The organism is Pseudomonas frederiksbergensis, from assembly GCF_035751725.1.
In the GTDB taxonomy this organism is placed as follows: domain Bacteria; phylum Pseudomonadota; class Gammaproteobacteria; order Pseudomonadales; family Pseudomonadaceae; genus Aquipseudomonas; species Aquipseudomonas frederiksbergensis_A.
The window spans coordinates 4,091,807-4,110,467 of the sequence record NZ_CP142104.1; the positions used below are offsets into that span (position 1 = coordinate 4,091,807).

19 protein-coding genes are annotated in these 18,661 nt (G+C 62.2%); 8 read left to right on the forward strand and 11 right to left on the reverse strand.

Annotated features, from left to right (window positions below; translation table 11 throughout):
- Window positions 1–56 precede the first annotated feature (56 nt).
- Together VQ575_RS18150 and VQ575_RS18155 are read right to left on the reverse strand one after the other, a co-directional pair.
- On the reverse strand, window positions 57–350 hold the full coding sequence (locus VQ575_RS18150) for a hypothetical protein (RefSeq protein ID WP_003183788.1): 294 nt from the start codon (window positions 348–350) through the stop codon (window positions 57–59).
- Window positions 351–406: 56 nt separating this feature from the next.
- A complete protein-coding gene (locus tag VQ575_RS18155) occupies window positions 407–1,012 on the reverse strand; it encodes an arylesterase (protein ID WP_039588897.1) in 606 nt (201 codons plus the stop codon).
- A gap of 10 nt (window positions 1,013–1,022) precedes the next feature.
- Here VQ575_RS18155 and VQ575_RS18160 point away from each other — a divergent pair, with 10 nt between their 5' ends.
- The 4 genes from VQ575_RS18160 to VQ575_RS18175 all read left to right on the forward strand — a co-directional run bounded on the left by VQ575_RS18160 (window position 1,023) and on the right by VQ575_RS18175 (window position 5,736).
- Complete coding sequence (locus VQ575_RS18160; protein ID WP_325918145.1) at window positions 1,023–1,706, forward strand: ABC transporter ATP-binding protein; 684 nt, start codon at window positions 1,023–1,025, stop codon at window positions 1,704–1,706.
- The gene (locus VQ575_RS18165; protein WP_045155449.1) at window positions 1,706–4,210 is read left to right on the forward strand and encodes an ABC transporter permease; all 2,505 of its coding nucleotides are present in this window, start codon (window positions 1,706–1,708) and stop codon (window positions 4,208–4,210) included. The genes VQ575_RS18160 and VQ575_RS18165 overlap by 1 nt, the downstream gene beginning before the upstream one ends.
- Window positions 4,211–4,244: 34 nt before the next feature.
- Window positions 4,245–4,742 carry a transcription elongation factor GreB gene (gene greB / locus VQ575_RS18170; RefSeq protein ID WP_039588893.1) on the forward strand — a complete coding sequence of 166 codons (498 nt, stop codon included), beginning with the start codon at window positions 4,245–4,247 and terminating at the stop codon, window positions 4,740–4,742.
- Between the two features lie 145 nt (window positions 4,743–4,887).
- The gene (locus VQ575_RS18175; protein WP_325918146.1) at window positions 4,888–5,736 is read left to right on the forward strand and encodes a PI-PLC domain-containing protein; all 849 of its coding nucleotides are present in this window, start codon (window positions 4,888–4,890) and stop codon (window positions 5,734–5,736) included.
- A gap of 6 nt (window positions 5,737–5,742) precedes the next feature.
- On the opposite strand, the gene VQ575_RS18180 is transcribed toward VQ575_RS18175, so the two are convergent.
- From VQ575_RS18180 to VQ575_RS18190, 3 genes are all read right to left on the reverse strand, one after another.
- Window positions 5,743–6,051 carry a hypothetical protein gene (locus VQ575_RS18180; RefSeq protein WP_039588891.1) on the reverse strand — a complete coding sequence of 103 codons (309 nt, stop codon included), beginning with the start codon at window positions 6,049–6,051 and terminating at the stop codon, window positions 5,743–5,745.
- A 249-nt stretch (window positions 6,052–6,300) separates the two neighbouring features.
- Window positions 6,301–6,735 carry a DoxX family protein gene (locus tag VQ575_RS18185; RefSeq protein WP_039588890.1) on the reverse strand — a complete coding sequence of 145 codons (435 nt, stop codon included), beginning with the start codon at window positions 6,733–6,735 and terminating at the stop codon, window positions 6,301–6,303.
- Between the two features lie 99 nt (window positions 6,736–6,834).
- Window positions 6,835–8,256, reverse strand: coding sequence for an MltF family protein (locus VQ575_RS18190; protein ID WP_198727119.1), 1,422 nt, complete (start codon window positions 8,254–8,256; stop codon window positions 6,835–6,837).
- Between the two features lie 231 nt (window positions 8,257–8,487).
- Between VQ575_RS18190 and VQ575_RS18195 the strand changes: the two genes are divergently transcribed.
- The 3 genes from VQ575_RS18195 (at window position 8,488) to VQ575_RS18205 (ending at window position 11,263) form a co-directional block, all read left to right on the forward strand.
- On the forward strand, window positions 8,488–9,294 hold the full coding sequence (locus VQ575_RS18195; RefSeq protein WP_325918147.1) for a TatD family hydrolase: 807 nt from the start codon (window positions 8,488–8,490) through the stop codon (window positions 9,292–9,294).
- A 222-nt stretch (window positions 9,295–9,516) separates the two neighbouring features.
- Window positions 9,517–10,734 (forward strand): methyl-accepting chemotaxis protein, encoded by a 1,218-nt coding sequence (locus VQ575_RS18200; RefSeq protein WP_039588887.1) that lies wholly within the window; start codon window positions 9,517–9,519, stop codon window positions 10,732–10,734.
- A gap of 166 nt (window positions 10,735–10,900) precedes the next feature.
- Window positions 10,901–11,263 carry a terminase gene (locus VQ575_RS18205; protein WP_045155442.1) on the forward strand — a complete coding sequence of 121 codons (363 nt, stop codon included), beginning with the start codon at window positions 10,901–10,903 and terminating at the stop codon, window positions 11,261–11,263.
- A 14-nt stretch (window positions 11,264–11,277) separates the two neighbouring features.
- Here the strand turns inward: VQ575_RS18205 and VQ575_RS18210 are convergent, their stop codons facing one another.
- The 3 genes from VQ575_RS18210 to VQ575_RS18220 all read right to left on the reverse strand — a co-directional run bounded on the left by VQ575_RS18210 (window position 11,278) and on the right by VQ575_RS18220 (window position 13,368).
- Window positions 11,278–12,075, reverse strand: a complete 798-nt coding sequence (locus VQ575_RS18210; protein ID WP_039588885.1) for an acyl-CoA thioesterase — start codon at window positions 12,073–12,075, stop codon at window positions 11,278–11,280.
- A gap of 135 nt (window positions 12,076–12,210) precedes the next feature.
- Entirely contained in the window at window positions 12,211–12,972 is a 762-nt protein-coding gene (locus VQ575_RS18215; protein WP_039588884.1) for a CHAD domain-containing protein, read from the reverse strand.
- Window positions 12,973–13,077: 105 nt separating this feature from the next.
- Window positions 13,078–13,368 (reverse strand): hypothetical protein, encoded by a 291-nt coding sequence (locus VQ575_RS18220; protein ID WP_039588883.1) that lies wholly within the window; start codon window positions 13,366–13,368, stop codon window positions 13,078–13,080.
- Window positions 13,369–13,576: 208 nt separating this feature from the next.
- Here VQ575_RS18220 and VQ575_RS18225 point away from each other — a divergent pair, with 208 nt between their 5' ends.
- A complete protein-coding gene (locus VQ575_RS18225; protein ID WP_039588882.1) occupies window positions 13,577–14,614 on the forward strand; it encodes a patatin-like phospholipase family protein in 1,038 nt (345 codons plus the stop codon).
- 57 nt (window positions 14,615–14,671) lie between these two features.
- Here VQ575_RS18225 and VQ575_RS18230 read toward each other — a convergent pair whose 3' ends face one another.
- From VQ575_RS18230 to kdpC, 3 genes are read right to left on the reverse strand one after another with little or no spacing between them, the layout of a single operon-like run.
- A complete protein-coding gene (locus VQ575_RS18230; RefSeq protein WP_039588881.1) occupies window positions 14,672–15,370 on the reverse strand; it encodes a response regulator in 699 nt (232 codons plus the stop codon).
- Between the two features lie 48 nt (window positions 15,371–15,418).
- A complete protein-coding gene (locus VQ575_RS18235; RefSeq protein WP_039588880.1) occupies window positions 15,419–18,070 on the reverse strand; it encodes a sensor histidine kinase in 2,652 nt (883 codons plus the stop codon).
- A gap of 41 nt (window positions 18,071–18,111) precedes the next feature.
- Window positions 18,112–18,657 carry a potassium-transporting ATPase subunit KdpC gene (kdpC, locus tag VQ575_RS18240; protein WP_039588879.1) on the reverse strand — a complete coding sequence of 182 codons (546 nt, stop codon included), beginning with the start codon at window positions 18,655–18,657 and terminating at the stop codon, window positions 18,112–18,114.
- Window positions 18,658–18,661: the final 4 nt, after the last annotated feature.

The following is an 18,661-nucleotide window of genomic DNA, read 5'->3' on the forward strand; positions in this document are numbered from 1 at the left end:
CAGCATGCCGGGAATTGAAATGAAGCCCGCACAGGGTCATGCCGCGATTCGAGGCATCACAACTCGAACCGCAACTCCGGCCAGATCGGCGAGGTGCCACGCTTCTGGGACTCCAGGATCGCCCGGCACAACGAACACAGGCGATGATCCTGGAAAATCTTGCGATCGACCCCGGACCAACGTGGCTGGGCCGGCAACAGGCTGCCGCACAAGGTCCGGTCGGCCGAACCGCCCAGCTCCAACTGCCGGGTCACCAAGTGCACGCGTACTTCCTGGCAGGCGAACAGATCCAACTGCTCGTCAGGCTCGATCAGTTGGTAGGCAAACAGGGACCAGGCGGGACGCGGCATCGGGGGCTCCAAATCGGGGGCGCCACATTAGCCGAAACACCGCCTGTAGAAAAGCGTCAAAGCAGCGGTTTCAGCGTCGGCCAGACATTTTCCAGCAACTTGCCCTGGGCCGCGACGGACGGGTGCAATCCGTCGCCCTGCATCATCCCCGGAACACCCCCGACATCCTTGAGAAAAAACGGCACCAGCGGCACCTGTTTCTCATCGGCCAGGGTGCTGTAGACCTTTGCGAAGGCCTCGGTGTAGCGCCGTCCATAATTGGGCGGCAGCTGCATGCCCAGCAAAAGCACTTTCGCACCACTGGCCCGGGAGCTGTCGATCATCGCTGCAAGGTTTTGTTGCAATTGTGTTGGCGGCTGTCCACGCAGGCCATCGTTGCCTCCCAACTCCAGGATCACCAACTCCGGCTTATGGGCCGCAAGCAGCGTCGGCAGGCGCGCCAGGCCACCTGCACTGGTGTCACCACTGATCGAGGCATTGATCACTTTATCGTCGAAACCCTCGGCCTTGAGCCGTTGTTCGAGCAACGACACCCACCCTTGCCGGGTATCCAGGCCGAAAGCCGCGCTGATACTATCGCCAACGATCAGGACTGTACCCGCCGCTGCGTTCTGGACCATGCACATCAAGGCCAGGCCGGCACTCAAAAACCACACACGCATCGGATTCTCCATGGGCTCAAGCATTCTCACCGCGACGGACCTTAGCAAAGTGGTTCCCAGCGCGGAAGGTGAACTGACCATCCTGCACGAACTCAGCCTGGAACTGAACAAGGGCGACAGCCTGGCTATCGTCGGCGCGTCCGGCTCCGGCAAGTCGACTCTGCTCGGCCTGCTGGCCGGCCTCGACCTGCCCAGCAAGGGCGAAGTGACCCTCGCCGACCAGGCCCTCAGCGCACTGGACGAGGACCAGCGCGCGCGGGTCCGCGCCGAGCATGTCGGCTTCGTCTTCCAGTCCTTCCAACTGCTCGACAGCCTCAATGCACTGGAGAACGTCATGCTGCCCCTGGAACTGGACGGTCGCAAGGACGCCCGGGAGCGCGCCACGCAACTGCTGCAACGGGTCGGACTCGGCCAGCGGCTGACCCACTCGCCACGCCAGCTCTCCGGCGGCGAACAACAGCGCGTCGCCATCGCCCGCGCCTTCGCGGCCGAACCCGACGTGCTGTTTGCCGACGAGCCGACCGGCAACCTCGACAGCCACACCGGCGAGCGCATCAGCGATCTCCTGTTCGAACTGAACAAGGAACGCGGCACGACCCTGGTACTGGTCACCCATGACGAACGCCTGGCCCATCGCTGCCGGCGCCTGATCCGACTTGAAGCCGGCCAGATGGTCGCGCCCCTGGAGCCTTGATGGCACGCTTGCCCTTGCTGCGCCTGTTCAGTCTTGCCATCCGCCAGCTGCTGCGCGACGCCCGCGCTGGCGAGCTGCGCGTGCTGTTCTTCGCCTTGCTGGTGGCCGTGGCGGCAAGTACCGCCATCGGTTACTTCGGTGCCCGGCTCAACGGCGCGATGATGATGCGTGCCACCGAGTTCCTTGGCGCCGACCTGCTGCTTGAAGGCAGCTCCCCTGCCCGCCCGGAACAGATTCGCAGCGGCACCGAACTGGGCCTGGAACATGCCCGGGTGGTGGAGTTTTCCAGTGTCGTGGCCACCGACAACGGTATCCAGTTGTCCAGCGTCAAGGCGGCCGATGACATCTACCCCTTGCGTGGCGAACTGAAAAGCGCCCCCGCGCCCTTTGCACAGGAAGAAACGGGCGGACATCCCGCTCCGGGGGAGGCCTGGGTTGAGGCTAGGTTGTTGACCGCCCTGGACCTGAAGATCGGCGACAGCATCGATGTCGGCAACAAGACCCTTCGCATGAGCCGGGTGCTGACCTACGAACCGGATCGCGCCGGCAACTTCTACAGCCTCACCCCGCGGGTCATGATCAATCTCAAGGACCTGGACGCCACTGGCGTGGTGCAACCGGGCAGCCGGGTCAGCTATCGAGATCTATGGCGAGGCCCGGCCCCCGCACTGCAAACCTACCGCGACCTGGTCAAGCCTGGCCTGGAACCCAACCAGCGCCTGCAGGATGCCCGCGACGGCAACCGGCAGATCGGCGGCGCCCTGGGCAAGGCCGAGCGCTACCTGAACATGGCCAGCCTGGTGGCGGTGTTGCTGTCCGGCGTCGCCGTCGCCCTCTCCGCCAATCGCTTCGCCACCCGGCGCTTCGACGCCAGCGCGCTGTTGCGTTGCCTTGGCTTGTCCCGCCGCGAAGCCATGGTGTTGTTCAGCCTGCAACTGACGGTGCTGGGCCTGCTCGCCAGTATCAGCGGCGCCCTGCTCGGCTGGATTGCCCAGTTGGGCCTGTTCGCCTTGTTGCATGACCTGTTGCCGACCACCGTACCGCCGGGCGGCCTGCTGCCGGCCATCGCCGGGATCGGCACCGGGCTGGTGGCACTGGCGGGGTTCGCCCTGCCGCCGCTGGCCGCGCTGGGCCGGGTTCCGCCGTTGCGCGTGCTGCGCCGGGACATGCTGCCGATCCCCTCCAGTACCTGGGTGGTCTACGGCGCCGCATTGGGTGCGCTCGGGCTGATCATGTGGCGCCTGAGCCTGGACCTGGTGCTTACGTTTGCCCTGCTGGGTGGCGGCGTGATTGCCGCGCTGGTGCTCGGCGGCCTGCTGCTATTGGTGTTGCAGAGCCTGCGCCGGATGCTGGCCCGCGCCTCGTTGCCCTGGCGCCTGGGGCTCGGCCAATTGCTGCGCCATCCCCTGGCAGCTGCCGGCCAAGCCCTGGCATTCGGCTTGATCCTGTTGTCCATGGCGTTGATCGCGTTGCTGCGCGGCGAGTTATTGGACACGTGGCAGAACCAGTTGCCAAAAAACGCCCCGAACTATTTCGCCCTGAATATCCTGCCAAACGACCGGCAGGCATTTGCCGACAAACTGATGGAGCTCTCGGCGCAGTCGGCCCCGTTGTACCCCGTGGTACCGGGGCGGCTTATCAGCATCAACGGCGAACCGGCCAAGGAATTCGTCACCAAGGACTCGGCGGGCGACCGCGCGCTGCAGCGTGACTTGAGTCTGACCTGGGCGGCGGACCTGCCTGCGGGCAATGTGGTCACCGCCGGGAACTGGTGGCCGCAACAGCCACCGGACGACATCCCGGGGGTGTCGGTGGAAGGCAAGGTTGCCGAAAATCTCCAGATCAAGCTCGGCGACCGCCTGGTGTTCAATGTCGGGGGTCTCAACCGGGAGGCTAAAGTCACCAGCCTGCGGGAAATCAACTGGGACAATTTCCAGCCAAACTTCTTCATGATTTTCCAACCCGGCACCTTGAAGGATCTTCCGGCCACGTACCTCACCAGCTTCTATCTGGCACCCGGTCACGACCGACAGATTGTCGACCTGTCCCGGGCATTTCCCGCCGTGACTATCCTGCAGGTGGAGGCGTTGCTCGAACAACTGCGCAGCATCCTCGCCCAAGTCACGCTGGCCGTGGAATATGTATTGCTGTTCGTACTCGCGGCGGGCATGGCCGTGCTGTTCTCAGGCTTGCAGGCCACCCTCGACGAAAGGATTCGCCAAGGCGCATTGCTACGTGCCCTCGGCGCCGGGCGCCCCCTGCTGACCAAGGCCCGGCGCATCGAGTTCGGGTTGCTGGGTGCGGTCAGCGGCTTGCTGGCCGCCCTGGGCTCGGAACTGGTGAGCCTGGTGCTTTATCGGTACGCCTTCGACCTGCCCTGGCACCCGCATCCGTGGCTGTTGGTTCTGCCATTGGTCGGCGCGTTGCTGATCGGTGCAGCGGGCGTATTCGGCACCCGCCGAGCGCTCAATGCCAGCCCGCTGACAGTGTTGCGCGAGGGTTGATAGACTGCCGGCTTCGCTATCACAAGAAGTTGCCATGAGTCGCTATCGCCCTCCCCGCACCGCCGGCACCGCGCTGATCACCCCTGAAGGTGAGGCGCGGATGCGCGCCGAGCTTCATGAACTTTGGCATGTGCGCCGCCCGCAGGTGACGCAATCGGTCAGCGAGGCGGCGGCCCAAGGCGATCGTTCGGAGAATGCCGAATACACCTACGGCAAAAAAATGCTGCGGGAAATCGACAGCCGCGTGCGCTTCCTCACCAAGCGCCTCGAAGCGCTAAAGGTCGTCAGTGAAAAACCCAGCGACCCGAACAAGGTCTATTTTGGTGCTTGGGTAACTGTGGAAGATGAAGATGGCAGAGAATCCCGCTATCGCATCGTTGGGCCCGATGAGCTGGATTTGAAGCAGCACCTGATCAGTATCGATTCACCGCTTGCACGGGCATTGATTGGCAAGGCGCTGGATGCCGAAGCGCGCGTCCAAACACCTGCTGGAGAGCAGCTTATTTATATAACCCGCATAGATTACTTATAATTAAGCCCCCCTATTACTTAGGCACAACGAAACATCGCCGCACAAGTTCAACGAGCTCTTGACTTGACCTCCGCCGACCCTTGAAGGAAATTAAAAGTGCGCCTAGCGCAAACTTTTAAAAATTATCTATTCAAGGACGAATAACATGAACGGAAACTTTCGCGACCGTTGGATGAACAATACACCTGGCATATACAAACTTCGCATCGATGAATTGATCTTGCCTGGCACGCATGATTCGGGCGCCGATAGAGAAGCCCCAAAAATGATGATGCCAAACGAAATTACCCAGGACGTACCTATCCGCGACCAGATCAATCAAGGGTTCCGGGTACTCGACTTGCGTGTCGAACTATTTTCGAGCCAGCCCGTCGGTCACCCACGCCGCTTTCAGCTCTACCACCTTACGTCTTCAGGGCGCACCGTTGCGGGTGATGTCCTTGGCGTGCTCAATGAATTTTATGCAGTATCGGGCCGAGAGAACGAAGTAATAATCCTGAACTTTCACCAGTTCAAGGATTTCACCGACGAATCACACCAAGAACTCCACGATTTAATCGATGAAATGATCGGCCATCGACTTATTCCCTACTCACAACGCCACCTGACTCTTCTAGAGTTAAGGCAATACTACCCGGGAAGAAACGTCGTTATCTCATACAACAGGCGTGCCGGCGATGGGTACTGGCCCGGAGTGGAACAACAATGGACTGGCAAGAACTATATAAGCACTTCGGAATTGAAGATATTCATGGACGAAGCCAGCAGCCGTCCCAAATCTCAATACACTCTTCGCTCCATCCAGTGTGCCAAATATACCGGCCTTTTCGTCCCTGACGATTTCAGTGACAAAGTGAATCTCTGGTTCGAGTCCCGAGACGGCGACAGCTACATCCAAGGCTTTCACATCATCAATACCGACTGGTCGACCCGCAGCAACATCGTGCTTAATTGCATGCACGCCAACCAGTTTCGCGCCATGACCAAAGGCTGATCGCGCTCAACGGCGTGTGATCAGCCCTTGCCGGGCCACGCGAGTCAGTTGCCGGATCATTTCGGGTGCGTCGGCGGCATTCGGCGACTGGATCACCGCCAGGTCGAAACTGTCATTGGCGAAGCGCGCCAGGGATTCACCGTCTTCGACAAACTGGATCAGGAAGGCTGCCGGTCCGTGGCTGCGACGCGGCCAGCCGTCAAGGTAACGCAGCAGCGTTGGCTGGTGGGTACCACCCAGGAGAATTTTCGGATTGCGTTGGATAAGGTTCGCCGTGATCGGCGCAAGACGTACAAGGGGGCTGGGTGCGTTCATCGTGTCGTGTCTCTGCCTCAAAAGTCTGCATGGCAGGTGAGAGGCAACACCGAACCAGCGCTTTAGCGGTATTTCGAAGCCCTGTTTCCTGGCTTCTATCGGCAACTGAATGAGTCACCTGGCGCCCCGCAAGTAGCTGTTTAAATCGGCGCATGAGCGGCATCCTAGAGAAGCTGACCGGCCAGTGTCAAGAATCGACACCTACAAAAAAGGCCCGTACTGGACGGGCCTCGGGATTGCGGCAAGCGCTTAGCGGGCGATGGCGTTGTCGGCGGAAAGCTTGCCCGCACCTTCGATCAGCACGGCGATGCTACCTGCCAGCAGGGCCAGGCCGAACTCATAACCATTATTGGCCATGAACAGACCGTTACCGATGTGCACCGAGAAGATCGCCACCAGCGACAGGATCGCCAGGCCCAGCGCCGCAGGGCGCGCCAACAGACCGATGATCAGCGCCAGCCCGGCGAAGAACTCGGTGCCGCCAGCCAATGTCGCCATCAGGTAGCCGGGAGCCAGGCCGATGCTTTCCATCCATTGCGCGGTCCCTGCCAAACCGTAGCCGCCAAACAGCCCAAACAGTTTTTGCGAGCCATGGGCCGCGAAGATGATGCCGACGACGATGCGCAAGACAGTCAGGCCGTAGCCAGCACGGGAGAACAGTACTTTGTTGATAACGGTGCTCATGGATGCAATTCCTTGGATGTGTGTGGTTGGAGGCCATATTAATCGAATAACTTTATCTGAATAGCGCAAAAACTCCGCCATAACCATCAAATTATTTGATTACTTGCGTGAAACCACCTCTCGTTCCTGGGGCTCCAGCGACTCTCGCTCCCGATCAAACGCCAGATAGTATTTGTTCACACTGTTAACGTAGCTGACGGCGCCCATTCCCACCTGCTCCATGGCGATGCGCTCCACCTGGAAAAACCACTGGTTCGGGTTCAACCCGCGTCGCCGGGCCTCTGCGCGCATGCCTTGCACCCGTTCGGGGCCCATGTTGTAGGCCGCCAGGACAAACGCCATGCGTTCGCGCTCGTTGAGCTTGGGGCTGGCGAAAAACTTGCGGCGGATCATGGCCAGGTACTTGGCACCGGCCAGCACATTACCGTCGAGGTTGCGGATGTCGTTGACCCCGACCCGCTGGGCTGCGGACGGGGTGATCTGCATCAGGCCGGTGGGGCCGCTACCGCTGCGCGCGTTGGGTTGCAGGGCCGACTCCTTGAACGCCAGGGCAGCCAGGTTGAGCCAGTCCATGCCCTGGGCCTGGGCGTGCTTTTGCAACACCGGACGCAGCTTCTCCAGGCGCTGGCGATTGGCGCGGGCCAGCGGATAGTGGACTTGATACAAGCGACGGTAGATCCGCAGGAACGCAGCGTCTTCGTTGGACGGCGCCTTGTAGGTGGCTAAAAATCGATCGATGCTCGCCCGTAGCATCGCGGCGTCGCGGCGGACGAACCAGAACTCGTCACTCGGCTCGCCGATGAGCAATTGGCGGTCGAAGCGCAGCTTGGGCAGGATCTTGCCCCAGCGTTCGGCAATCGGCTGCTCGACGATCGTCAGGTGGAAAATCCCCCCTTGGACCATCTCCAGGACATCCTCCACAGCCAAGGTGGGGTCGACCCACTCGATCTTCACCGGCGGCAATTTGTGCAACGCCAGCTTCTGATTGATCTGGCTGACGGCGTCCCCTGCCGCACTGCCATTGGGCAAGGCCAGGGTCTTGCCCGACAATTGTTCGACGCGGGTATAACGCTTCTCGCCCTTGATCCCCACCAGCAACAACGGTACGTCGGTGCGGATCGGGTTACTGGCGCTGACCGCCTGGCCGGCTTGCGGCTCGAGCAATTCGCCTGGCGCGACCAGGTCACCTTCGCCACGTTGCAAGGCGCCAAGCAGCTGGTCCTTGGCCTTGGGAATGATCTTGAGGGTAATTTCCTGGCCGTCCCGGGCATGACCGTTCAGGTATTGCTCAAACGCCCGCAACCGATGATATTCGACGCCAATGGGTTGCCCCTGCACCTCGCCGGAACTGTTGCGGCTCTGATTGACCAAGACCTTCAATACCCGGCTGCTGCGGATTTGCGCCAGGTCACGAACCGTTCCCGGCGCCACGGCCTGCACCGGCCCGGGCAGCCGCGCTTCGGCCGGCATCGGCAAAAGCAGCGAACAACACAGCAGTAGCAACACCTGGGGACGTGTCATCCACTCTCCGGAAGGACATTGCCGGGCCATCCCACGTAGAGCGGAATCGGGCCGACAAAACAGAGCACCTGAGGCGCTGAAAAGTGCGAAAGACTGGCACAACGATGGCCGTGATACCACCCCGACCTGTCTCGTGGCCTCAACAGACAGCCGCAACTCCTTGTAGTTCTTGGCTTTTCTTATAAATCTACAGCTCTGATATGCTTTCCGGCCTTTGGCCGAGGTAGCACCATGCAACTCATCGATATCGGCGTCAACCTGACCAACCCCAGTTTTGCCGACAAACACCAAGCGGTGCTCGAGCGCGCCTACGCAGCAGGAGTCTGCCAACTGGTGTTGACTGGCACCAGCATCGAGGGCAGCGAACAGGCCCTCGAACTGTGCCGACAACTTGACGAAGCTGGGCAACAGCTGTTTTCCACCGCCGGCATCCATCCCCACAGCGCCAGCGATTGGACCGCCGACAGCGCCCGGCACCTCAAGGATTTGCTCAAGCAAGAGCGCGTCCGCGCGGTGGGGGAATGCGGGCTGGATTTCAATCGTGATTTCTCGCCGCGCCCACAACAGGAGAAAGTCCTGGAAGAACACCTGGCCCTTGCGGTGGAGTTGCAATTGCCGGTGTTTCTTCACGAGCGCGACGCCGACGAGCGTCTGCTGGAGATTCTTCGCGACTTTCGTGATCGACTGCCCGCCGCGGTCGTGCATTGCTTCACCGGCGAGAAAAAAGCGCTGTACAGCTATCTCGACCTGGATCTGCACATCGGTATCACCGGGTGGATTTGCGATGAGCGTCGAGGCACTCACTTGCATCCGTTGGTACGGGAAATTCCCCGTGGTCGACTCATGCTCGAAAGCGATGCGCCATACCTGCTGCCGCGCACCCTACGCCCCAAACCCAAGAACGGTCGCAACGAGCCGGCGTACCTGACTGACGTCTTGCGCGAGGTTGCCCTGCACCGGGGCGAAACCCAGGAAGACCTGGCGACCCACAGCACCGCCTGCGCGCGGGCGTTTTTTGGGTTGCCCGTTATCTCCTGACTGGATGAGCCCCCTGTGGAGCGAGCCTGCCCGCGAAGGCGCGCTGTCAGTCGGACTATGTGCGACAGGTCGACCGCTTTCGCGAGCAGGCTCTCCCACAACAGGCTCTCCCACAAAGGGTTATCGATATCTGTTGATGCACATCAAAACCCCCCGCCCCTGAATAGCAGCAGAATACTGGCACCTTGCCGAAACTGTTTCCGCTATCAGAGAAGACCTACCATGGGTGCCTGGCTTAGCAATATCTCGCTGAAGTACAAATTCTGGGCGGTCAACGCGGTCGCCTTTGCCACAACGCTGCTGTTGGTGCTCTATGCCATGCACCTGGAACAGCAGGTCCGAGGGGTAAGCCTGGGCCAAGTCTTCGCTGACCGCTTCAGTCAATATGCCGTGGCGGTGTTTGTGTTGATGCTGGCGATGCTGGGTGCATCGCAACTGTTGATCCGCTTTCTGCTCAGCCAGCTCAACACCTTGAAAGACGTGATGCTGCATGTGGAAAAAACCGGTGACCTGTCCGCCCGCGTGCCCCTGGCCTGCCGGGACGAGGTGGGCCAGATGGCTGCCGCGTTCAACGCAATGCAAGCCGGTTACCAACGCGTGGTGGATACCGTCGCCAGCACCGCACGACAACTGGACAGCGGCGCCGCTCGCCTCGCGTCGAGCATGAACGAAGTGCGCCACGGCATGCTCGGCCAGCAGAGCGAGACCGATCAGGCCGCCACGGCGATCAATGAGATGTCCGCCACGGTCTATCACATCGCCCAGCATGCCGGTGCCACCCGTGACCTGTCGAAAACCACCGACGCCCTGGCCGGTAACGGCCGCGAGGTGGTCGGCCGCGTCCAGCAATCGATTACCGGGCTGTCCACGGGTGTGCAGCAGACCGCCGAGATGATCCAGCGCCTGGCCGAAGACAGTCAGAAAATCAACGGCGTCGTCAGCGTGATCCACAGCATCGCCGAGCAAACCAATCTGCTGGCCCTGAATGCCGCCATCGAAGCGGCACGCGCCGGTGAAATGGGCCGCGGTTTTGCCGTGGTGGCCGATGAGGTCCGCAACCTCGCCAAACGGGTCCAGACCTCGACGGATGAAATCACCACCATGGTCTCGGCGTTGCAGGCGGGAACCCGCGACGCGGTGGATTTCATGCAGGAAAGTTCGCACAAGGCCGACGACTGCGTGCAGCAGGCGTGCGCGGCCGGCGAAGCATTGGCGCAGATCACCGAGGCGGTGGCGCAGATGCGCGAAAGCAACACCCAGATCGCCGTCGCGGCCGAGCAGCAAAGCCATGTCGCGGAAGAGATGAACCGGGCGGTGGTGAGTATTCGCGACGTGACCGAAAACACCGTGCGCCAGACCGTGGATTCGGCCACCACGAGTGATGAATTGGCGACGCTGGCGGGTGAGTTGAACAAGGCGATTGGGCAGTTGAAGCTTTAACCCCCTGAACAAATGGAAATCCGTAGCGAGGGAGCAAGCTCTCTCGCCACAAAAGCCTTATAGCTATGACCAGCTATCGCCACGATAGCCAACCGCGATTCGCCGCCCTGCCCGTCCCGACCTATCCTTCGGTTATTCGGTTTCAATGAACTCAAGGAATAGCATCATGGGCAAACGTCACCCCAACCTTCCGGCCTGGCAATGGCGCGCCTACCCCGACAATCATCGCCACCCGACCAACCTGGTGCTGCATCTGATCGCGGTGCCGTTGTTCATCGTGGCCTTCCTGCTGATCATCTCCGGCGTGTTCAGCCTGAGCCTGGGCGACGTCGCCATCGGCGTCATCGGCCTGCTCGCCGCACTCGGGCTGCAACGCCATGGCCACAGCCTGGAAGCACAAGCCTCCGAGCCGTTCAGTGATCGCAAGGACGCCATGTCGCGCCTGCTGGTGGAGCAATTCCTGACGTTTCCGCGTTTTTTTCTCAGCGGTGGCTGGTGGCGCGCCTGGCGGGATCGCCACCGCCACTGAATGACCGTGACACCTCAGCCGAAAATCGTCACGGTTTGCCGACTCATGGCGATCAGGCGCCCATCGGCGCTCCAGAATTTCGCCGCGACATGACCGTAGCCGTCCTGGGCATGCTCGATCTCGGCCAGGTACTGGCACCAATCCAACGTCGTGAGCGCCAGCAACGGCTGGACGAATTCGATGGTCCAGGTCAGCGTGCTGCCCGGCGCCATTTGGGTGAGGTGCGGTAACAGTGCCGGGGGCCAGGCGTCCACCAGCGCCAGGATATGCCCCTCGTCCAGCGGTTGTTCCTTCACATCGCCGCGCAAGCGCACCCAGCCGCCCATGCTGCGGGATTTGTTGCCGGTGAACGGCAGCCCGCCGACGCTCCAGCGCATCGCCAGGTGCCGCATGAATTCCGGCGTTGCGCCCTTGACGTAGGGCAACTCCTGGCATTGCTCGACATCCGTGAACTCGGGGGCGGGGTCAGCGGGCACCGACACGACCGAAGATCGTGACGCGCCAAAGCTGCCTTGCACCACGGTCACGACCTCACCGTTCTGCATCGCACGCCCCAGAACCTGGCTGACGGCCTTGCCTTCACGCAATACATCGACTTGAAAACTGACGGGAATGTCGGGCGCGACCGGGCCGACAAAGGTGATCGCCAGCGAGCGCACCGGACGATCCGCCGGGACCTGCGCCCGCATCGCTTCGTATTGCAGCGCCGCCACCAGGCCGCCAAAACTGGCACGCCCCTGCCCCCATTCCGGCGGGATCACAACGGCGTCTGGCTGATGGCGCACGGCATCGATCAAATCGGAGAAGCGCATGTCGACCTCTAGAAGCAGCGGAAAAAGATGAAGGGATCTTACCCAGCCAGGACAAGCGACACAGCGCTCATTCCGGCCAAAGAGACTGACAGAAAAGCCGTGGTTCTGAATATCCCACCGGGGTTATGGCTAGATTCAGGATTTATCGAAACAACTGGCGATCAGTTTATCCAGCACGCGGTCGGACTTGGCCTCGGCTTTTTCCATGGTGATTCGCCAGACCGGTACACAGGGCTGCAGGTCGGATTCCTGCTCGGCACGCGCCAGCCATTGCCAGCAATCATGCCAATCCCCCAGGACGCCCTGGGCAGACTTGAGCCGTGGCATGGCCGCTTCCGGCAGGCGATCGAGTTCCGGATAGGCTTCGATGGCATAGCGCACGCGCTTGATCAGCAGACGTAATCGGTGACGGTCATGGGCGGGATCGCGCAGGGCCTCGCCGAGTTTTTTCCATTGTTTGTCGAGGCGTTTTTCGATGCGTTTGCGCAGCCCGGCCAGCAGGCCTTGGCGCTGGGCAGCACGGATGAAGCGTGGGAACGCGTCGAGGATCATCAGCAAGTGCGCCAGCTCGGGGCTGCTGGCCACGGCGGGATAAGCCTCGGCCATTTGCACCTGGCGCCGTTGCGCCGCCTCGGTCTTGCCGTGTTTTTCCAGATAAGCCGCCAGCACTTCGCGGTCGCGCAAGGGCGTGGTCAGGGTGCCCACTGCCGACGCGGCTGTTTCCAGCTGCTCGACACCGGGCAATCCACGCAGCGGACGAAGCAGGCTGCGCAAACGGCGAACCGTGGTCCGCAGGTCATGCAGCGCTTCGCTGTCGGTTTGGGCATTCAAGCGGGCCTGGCAGGCCAACAGGCGGACTTCCAGGCCCAGTATCCGGGCCACCAGCCGATCGATCATGGGGGCGTACTCCATACGCAGCATCAAGTTTCGAGTCGCGAGCCGCAAGTGGGGGCGATGCGTACCGTCCTCTTGCCGCTTGCAACTCGAAGCGCGCCGCTGTGTTTATCGTCCTGCGCGGGATTCGCGAATGTAGAAGCGCGCCTTTTCGGCTTTCTTGGTGCAGCCCTCGAACGCTTCGAATTGCTGTTGGGTCTTGGCGCCGGTCAGCAACGACAGGGCCTTGGAATAACTCACGGTACCGGCGAAACCTTCGGCCTTGGCCAAGTCCAGTTCGCGCCATGCGCTGTCGAGTTGGCTGCCACAACTGTCGCGGTACGCGGTCTTGCCGGCACAACCGGCCAGGGCCAGAACCATCAGGGATGCCACCAAGGGCAGGCAGATCCGGGCTTTCATCGATAACACCTCAAGTCAGGTCAACAGTCGTGCTGGTAAGACGGTTTCGCCGGGAAAAAGTGCCTCGGCGCCACCGGTATATTCAAGTGTGGACGAGAATACGCAAATGCCGTCGTGGCGTGTCAAAAAACGACGTTCACGCCACAACGATTTGAGCCGGGCCGTCGATCAGTGCATTGTTGACGTCTGTTCGACGAGAGGCCACCTCATGACAAAACGTGTCGCATTGGTATTGGGCTCGGGCGGCGCCCGGGGCTATGCCCATATCGGAGTGATCGAGGAGATCGAACGGCGCGGCTACGACATTGCCTGTATCGCCGGTTGCTCCATGGGCGCCGTCGTGGGCGGCATCTACGCCGCCGGCAAGCTCGAGGATTACCGCAACTGGATCGAAAGCCTCGATTACCTGGACGTGTTGCGGCTGGTGGACGTCAGTTTTCGTCTCGGGGCGATTCGTGGCGAGAAGGTATTCGGGCAGATCCGCAAGATTGTCGGCGAGCTCAACATCGAAGAACTGCGCATTCCCTATACGGCGGTCGCCACCGACCTGACCAACCAACAGGAAATCTGGTTCCAGGAAGGTTGCCTGCACCAGGCAATGCGCGCCTCGGCGGCCATTCCCAGCCTGTTCACCCCGGTGATGCAAGGCAACCGCATGCTGGTAGATGGCGGCCTGCTCAACCCTCTGCCGATCGTGCCGGTGGTGTCGAGCCATTGCGACCTGATCATTGCGGTCAACCTCAACGCCACCAACCAGAAGCAATACCGGTTGCCTGTCATCCAGCGCCCCGCCGCGTTCCGGCGTCGCTTCGACACCTTGGTCAGTTCCCTCGGGTCACGGTTGCCATTTCGCCGCAAACAGGCCGAGCAATTATTGTTGCTGGAACAGGAAGCGCTGAAAGCCGAAGCCGCGGATATCAACCCCTGGATCGAATCCGCTGAGCCGGAAGGCCAACAACCCGCCGCCGCGCCAGAGAGCGATGGGGCGCCGAAATCCGCCACCGGCTCGTTCATCATCGATAACGTCGGGCCCGCGTCGCTGCTGGATCTGATCAACCAGAGCTTCGAGGTGATGCAGACCTCGCTCGCCCAGTACAAGATTGCCGGTTATCCACCGGACGTGCTGATCAACGTGCCAAAACGGGTGTGCCGGTTCTTCGAGTTCTACAAGGCGCCGGAACTGATCGCGCTGGGACGGGAGATTGCCCGGGATACGTTGGATCGGTATGAGAGTGAGCAGAATTGAAGTCGCTTGGATTTCCTGTGGCGAGGGGATTTATCCCCTCGCCACAACAGCGTCAAATCAAGCGCCACCCTCTTCCAACAACCGATACCCCACCCCCGCTTCAGTCACGATAAACCGAGGCCGGGTCGGATCGTCGGCGAGTTTCTGGCGCAGGTGACCGACGACGATGCGCAGGTAATGGCTGTCTTCGACGTGGGTCGGGCCCCAGATGTCCTTGAGCAATTGCTGCTGGGTGATGACGCGTCCCGGATGCCGCGCCAGTTGCGCCAGCACCGCGTACTCCTTGCGGGTCAGGGCCACTTCGGTGCCGTCCAGCAGGACCCGGCGATAAGCCAGGTCCACCGTCAACGGACCGAAGGTCAGCGCCGCCGGCGCCGCCTCGCCTGTCGGCGCCTGGCGCAGCAACGCACGCACGCGGGCCAGGAACTCCTGGATGCCAAAAGGCTTGGTCACGTAGTCATTGGCGCCGTTGTCCAGCGCCTCGACTTTCTGCGCTTCGCTGGCGCGCACCGAGAGAACCAGCACCGGCACCGTCGACCACTCGCGAAATTCGCGCAATACCTGCTGGCCGTCCATGTCCGGCAGGCCCAGGTCGAGTACCAACAGATCCGGCTTGTTCAACGCCGCCTGGGCCAAGCCCTCGGCCCCCGTCTCGGCCTCGAGCACCTTGTAGCCTTGAGAGGCCAGGCTGATGCGCAAAAATTTGCGGATCTGCGGTTCATCGTCAATGACCAAAAGGGTCGCGCTCTGGCTCATGAGGTCCGTTCATCGTAATCAAGTGGCGCGAGCATAACGCAGCGCCGGTCAGGCTTCATCGTCCATCCCCGGTTGTGCCTGCAAGGGCAGGTGCAGCGTGATGCAGGTGCCGCGACCGTCGAGGCCGTCATCAACACTGATCCGCCCGCCATGGGCCCCGACCATGCCCTGGCAGATCGCCAATCCCAGTCCGGTGCCCTGCCCGCCTCGATCGCCGCGCGCAGCGGTGTAGAACATGTCGAAAATCTTTTCCCGCTCTTGCTCGGGGATACCCGGCCCTTCATCCGCCACGGCGAACAGGATTTCTTCCGCCGTCGCCTCGGCGCTGAGCAGCAATCGCCCGTGGGCCGGGGAAAATCGCGCGGCGTTCTCCAGCACGTTGACCAGGGCCTGTTCGATCAGCGCGGCGTGGACATACAGCAACGGCAAGCCGACCGGCACCTCGACCCTGACCGCCAGCGGTGCCAGCACCGCCCGCAGGCGGTTCAACGCACTGGCGACGATGTCGGCGGGCGACACCCAATCGCGCGCCAGCTTCAGCGCGCCATGGCCGAGACGGGTCATGTCCAGCAGGTTCTGGATATAACGATCCAGGCGCTCGGCCTCGTCGCGAGTGCCTTCGAGCAGTTCGCGGCGGTCGTCCAGCGGGATCGCCTCGCCCAGTGCCAGCAGGCTGTCGATGCTGCCGCGCATGGACGTCAGCGGCGTGCGCAAATCATGGGAGACAGACGCGAGCAAGGCACTGCGCAGCTGTTCGGTTTCGCCGTGCAGGCGCGCCGCTTCCAGATCCTGCGCCAGTTGCGCCCGCGCCAGCGCCTGGGCCAGCGGTTGGCTGAGGGCCGCCAGCAAGCGACGGCGCTGGCCGCTCAAGGGTTTGCCATCCTTCGGGCACACGCCCAACAGCCCCAGCGGGCCGCCCTCGCTCGACAAGGGCCACCACCACCAGCGCCCGGACGGTAACGTCGCGGTACCGGCACCGGCCGGTTGGTCGTGTTGCCAGGACCAGTCCGCGGCGGCGCGCTCGGCCTCGGTGAACGTCAACGGCTCGGCGGTCTCGACCTTCCAACCCTGGGCGCCGTCGCGGTTGAGCAGGCACAGTTGCAAGTCATCCTCGCTGTCGAGGTGCTGCACGGCGGCACTGATCACGGCCTGGCGATCCGTGGCGGCGGTGAGCTTACGTGACAGATCGAGCAGTTCGCCAGTTTCCTGCTGGGTGTCGCGCAGTGCTTGCAACTGACGACGCTGGCGAGCCGCGAGATTGCCCGTCAGGGCTGCCATCAGCAGGAAAAACACCAGCGTCAGCACGTCTTCTTCACGCTGGATCGTCAGGGAAAAATTCGGCGGGATAAACAGAAAATCGTAGGCCAGGAATGACAACGCGGCACACGCCAGCGCCGGCCCAAGGCTGCTGCGAACCGCCACCAGCAACACCGCCATCAGAAACACCAGGGAAATGTTCGGCAGCGCCAGCAGCCCTGAGACGCCCCAGGCCAAGGCGCTGGCAGCCACCGTTGCCGCGAGCGCCAGGGCATAGTCGAAACCGGTCGCGAGGGTACTCGGGCTCAGGCGCGTGGGCGGTGGCGATTCATCGCGGTCCAACACGTTGATTTCCAGGCCACGGGCATTGCGCAACAGTCGCGAAGCCAGGCCGCCGCCAAACAATCGTCGACGCAGACGCCGCCGGGACTGGCCCACCAACAGCAACGTGGCGCGGCGTTGCTGGGCGTGCTGGATCAAGGTCCTGGCAACCTCCCCGGCGCGCAGTGACACCACCTCCCCACCCAGCCGCTCGGCCAACTGCTGGGCACTCTGCAAACGCTGGCGCGACGACTCATCCCGTGCCCCGCCGTTATCCACATGCACCACGCTCCAGGGCAGATGCCGGCGCTGGGCAACGCGGCTGGCGTGGCGCACCAGCCGTTCGGCCTGCAAGTCGCCGTCCACGCCCACCAGCAACCGACCGCGCACCGCCGGCGCCGACTGGCCCAGTTGCCGATAGCCTTGCGCCAGATCTTCGTCCACCTGCGCCGCCGCGGTCTGCATCGCCAGCTCGCGCAATGCGGTGAGATTGGTCTGGGTAAAAAACGCATCGATGGCCGCCCGCGCCTGCTCTGGCACGTAGACCTTGCCATCGCGCAGGCGCTCCAGCAGCTCTCGCGGTGGCAGGTCGATCAGCAGCAGCTCATCGGCCTCCTGCAACACCCAGTCCGGCAGCGTCTCGCGCACTTGTACGCCGGTGATGCCGCGCACTTGATCGTTGAGGCTTTCCAAATGCTGGACGTTCACCGTCGTGTAGACATCGATGCCAGCCGCGAGCAATTCCTGGATGTCTTGCCAGCGCTTGGCGTGGCGACTGCCAGGAGCGTTGCTGTGGGCCAGTTCATCCACCAGCACCAGGCTCGGGCGGGCCGACAGCAGACCGTCGAGGTCCATTTCCTCGAGCATCACGCCGCGATACTCCGAACGCACCAGCGGCTGCTGCACCAGGCCATTCAATAGCGCTTCGGTCTCGGCGCGCCCATGGGTCTCGACCACACCGGCGATGACGTTCGTGCCTTGGCGCAACCGGGCGTGGGCCGCTTGCAGCATGGCGAAGGTCTTGCCGACCCCCGGGGCGGCGCCCAGGAAGACCTTGAGACGGCCACGGTCGTGGCGCGGCAGATTGGCTAATAGTGCATCGGCGCGGCCGGAGTCGCTCATGCTGGATCTCTTGTTTCAGGAATGGATGAAGTCTCAGGTTTCTACAGTTTTTCCAGGGCCATGTTCAGCGCCAGCACATTCACCACCGGCGGGCCCACCAGGGGTTGCTCGGTGTGGGTATCGAGCAACTGCTGCAACGTCGACACCGGCACATTCCTGGCGGCGGCGACACGCGCCAGTTGATAGGCAATCGCGGCCGGAGGCAAGTGCGGATCCAACCCGCTGCCGGAGGTGGTCAGCAGCGCCAGGGGCACCGCGCCCTGGCCAGGGACTTGGAGTTTATGGGCGTCATCGATCACGCGGGTGGCCAGCGCCGGATTGCTCGGAGAAAAGTTGCTCGCGCCACTGGCCACGGTCGCGAAGGCGCCCGCCGAAGGCCGTGGGTGAAACCAACCATCGCCGACAAAATCCTGGGCGATCAGCCGGGAACCGCGGACCTTGCCATCGGCATCATGGACCAGGCTACCGTTGGCCTGGTCCGGGAAGGCGATTTGCGCCACGCCGGTGACAATGAGTGGGTAAGCGATGCCGGTGATCAGGGTCATCAGGAGTAACAGGCTCAGGGCCGGGCGAATCAAGGTGAACATTCTC

What these genes read in the sequence shown, in the direction of transcription:
- VQ575_RS18230 (WP_039588881.1), bottom strand. Translation starts at nt 15,370, where the DNA reads ATGAGCCAGAGCGCGACCCTTTTGGTCATTGACGATGAACCGCAGATC.
- VQ575_RS18175 (WP_325918146.1), top strand. Translation starts at nt 4,888, where the DNA reads ATGAACGGAAACTTTCGCGACCGTTGGATGAACAATACACCTGGCATA.
- VQ575_RS18225 (WP_039588882.1), top strand. Translation starts at nt 13,577, where the DNA reads ATGACAAAACGTGTCGCATTGGTATTGGGCTCGGGCGGCGCCCGGGGC.
- VQ575_RS18185 (WP_039588890.1), bottom strand. Translation starts at nt 6,735, where the DNA reads ATGAGCACCGTTATCAACAAAGTACTGTTCTCCCGTGCTGGCTACGGC.
- VQ575_RS18150 (WP_003183788.1), bottom strand. Translation starts at nt 350, where the DNA reads ATGCCGCGTCCCGCCTGGTCCCTGTTTGCCTACCAACTGATCGAGCCT.
- VQ575_RS18195 (WP_325918147.1), top strand. Translation starts at nt 8,488, where the DNA reads ATGCAACTCATCGATATCGGCGTCAACCTGACCAACCCCAGTTTTGCC.
- VQ575_RS18220 (WP_039588883.1), bottom strand. Translation starts at nt 13,368, where the DNA reads ATGAAAGCCCGGATCTGCCTGCCCTTGGTGGCATCCCTGATGGTTCTG.
- VQ575_RS18190 (WP_198727119.1), bottom strand. Translation starts at nt 8,256, where the DNA reads ATGACACGTCCCCAGGTGTTGCTACTGCTGTGTTGTTCGCTGCTTTTG.
- VQ575_RS18180 (WP_039588891.1), bottom strand. Translation starts at nt 6,051, where the DNA reads ATGAACGCACCCAGCCCCCTTGTACGTCTTGCGCCGATCACGGCGAAC.
- VQ575_RS18215 (WP_039588884.1), bottom strand. Translation starts at nt 12,972, where the DNA reads ATGATCGATCGGCTGGTGGCCCGGATACTGGGCCTGGAAGTCCGCCTG.
- VQ575_RS18160 (WP_325918145.1), top strand. Translation starts at nt 1,023, where the DNA reads ATGGGCTCAAGCATTCTCACCGCGACGGACCTTAGCAAAGTGGTTCCC.
- greB (WP_039588893.1), top strand. Translation starts at nt 4,245, where the DNA reads ATGAGTCGCTATCGCCCTCCCCGCACCGCCGGCACCGCGCTGATCACC.
- VQ575_RS18235 (WP_039588880.1), bottom strand. Translation starts at nt 18,070, where the DNA reads ATGAGCGACTCCGGCCGCGCCGATGCACTATTAGCCAATCTGCCGCGC.
- VQ575_RS18200 (WP_039588887.1), top strand. Translation starts at nt 9,517, where the DNA reads ATGGGTGCCTGGCTTAGCAATATCTCGCTGAAGTACAAATTCTGGGCG.
- VQ575_RS18155 (WP_039588897.1), bottom strand. Translation starts at nt 1,012, where the DNA reads ATGCGTGTGTGGTTTTTGAGTGCCGGCCTGGCCTTGATGTGCATGGTC.
- VQ575_RS18210 (WP_039588885.1), bottom strand. Translation starts at nt 12,075, where the DNA reads ATGCGCTTCTCCGATTTGATCGATGCCGTGCGCCATCAGCCAGACGCC.
- VQ575_RS18205 (WP_045155442.1), top strand. Translation starts at nt 10,901, where the DNA reads ATGGGCAAACGTCACCCCAACCTTCCGGCCTGGCAATGGCGCGCCTAC.
- VQ575_RS18165 (WP_045155449.1), top strand. Translation starts at nt 1,706, where the DNA reads ATGGCACGCTTGCCCTTGCTGCGCCTGTTCAGTCTTGCCATCCGCCAG.
- kdpC (WP_039588879.1), bottom strand. Translation starts at nt 18,657, where the DNA reads ATGTTCACCTTGATTCGCCCGGCCCTGAGCCTGTTACTCCTGATGACC.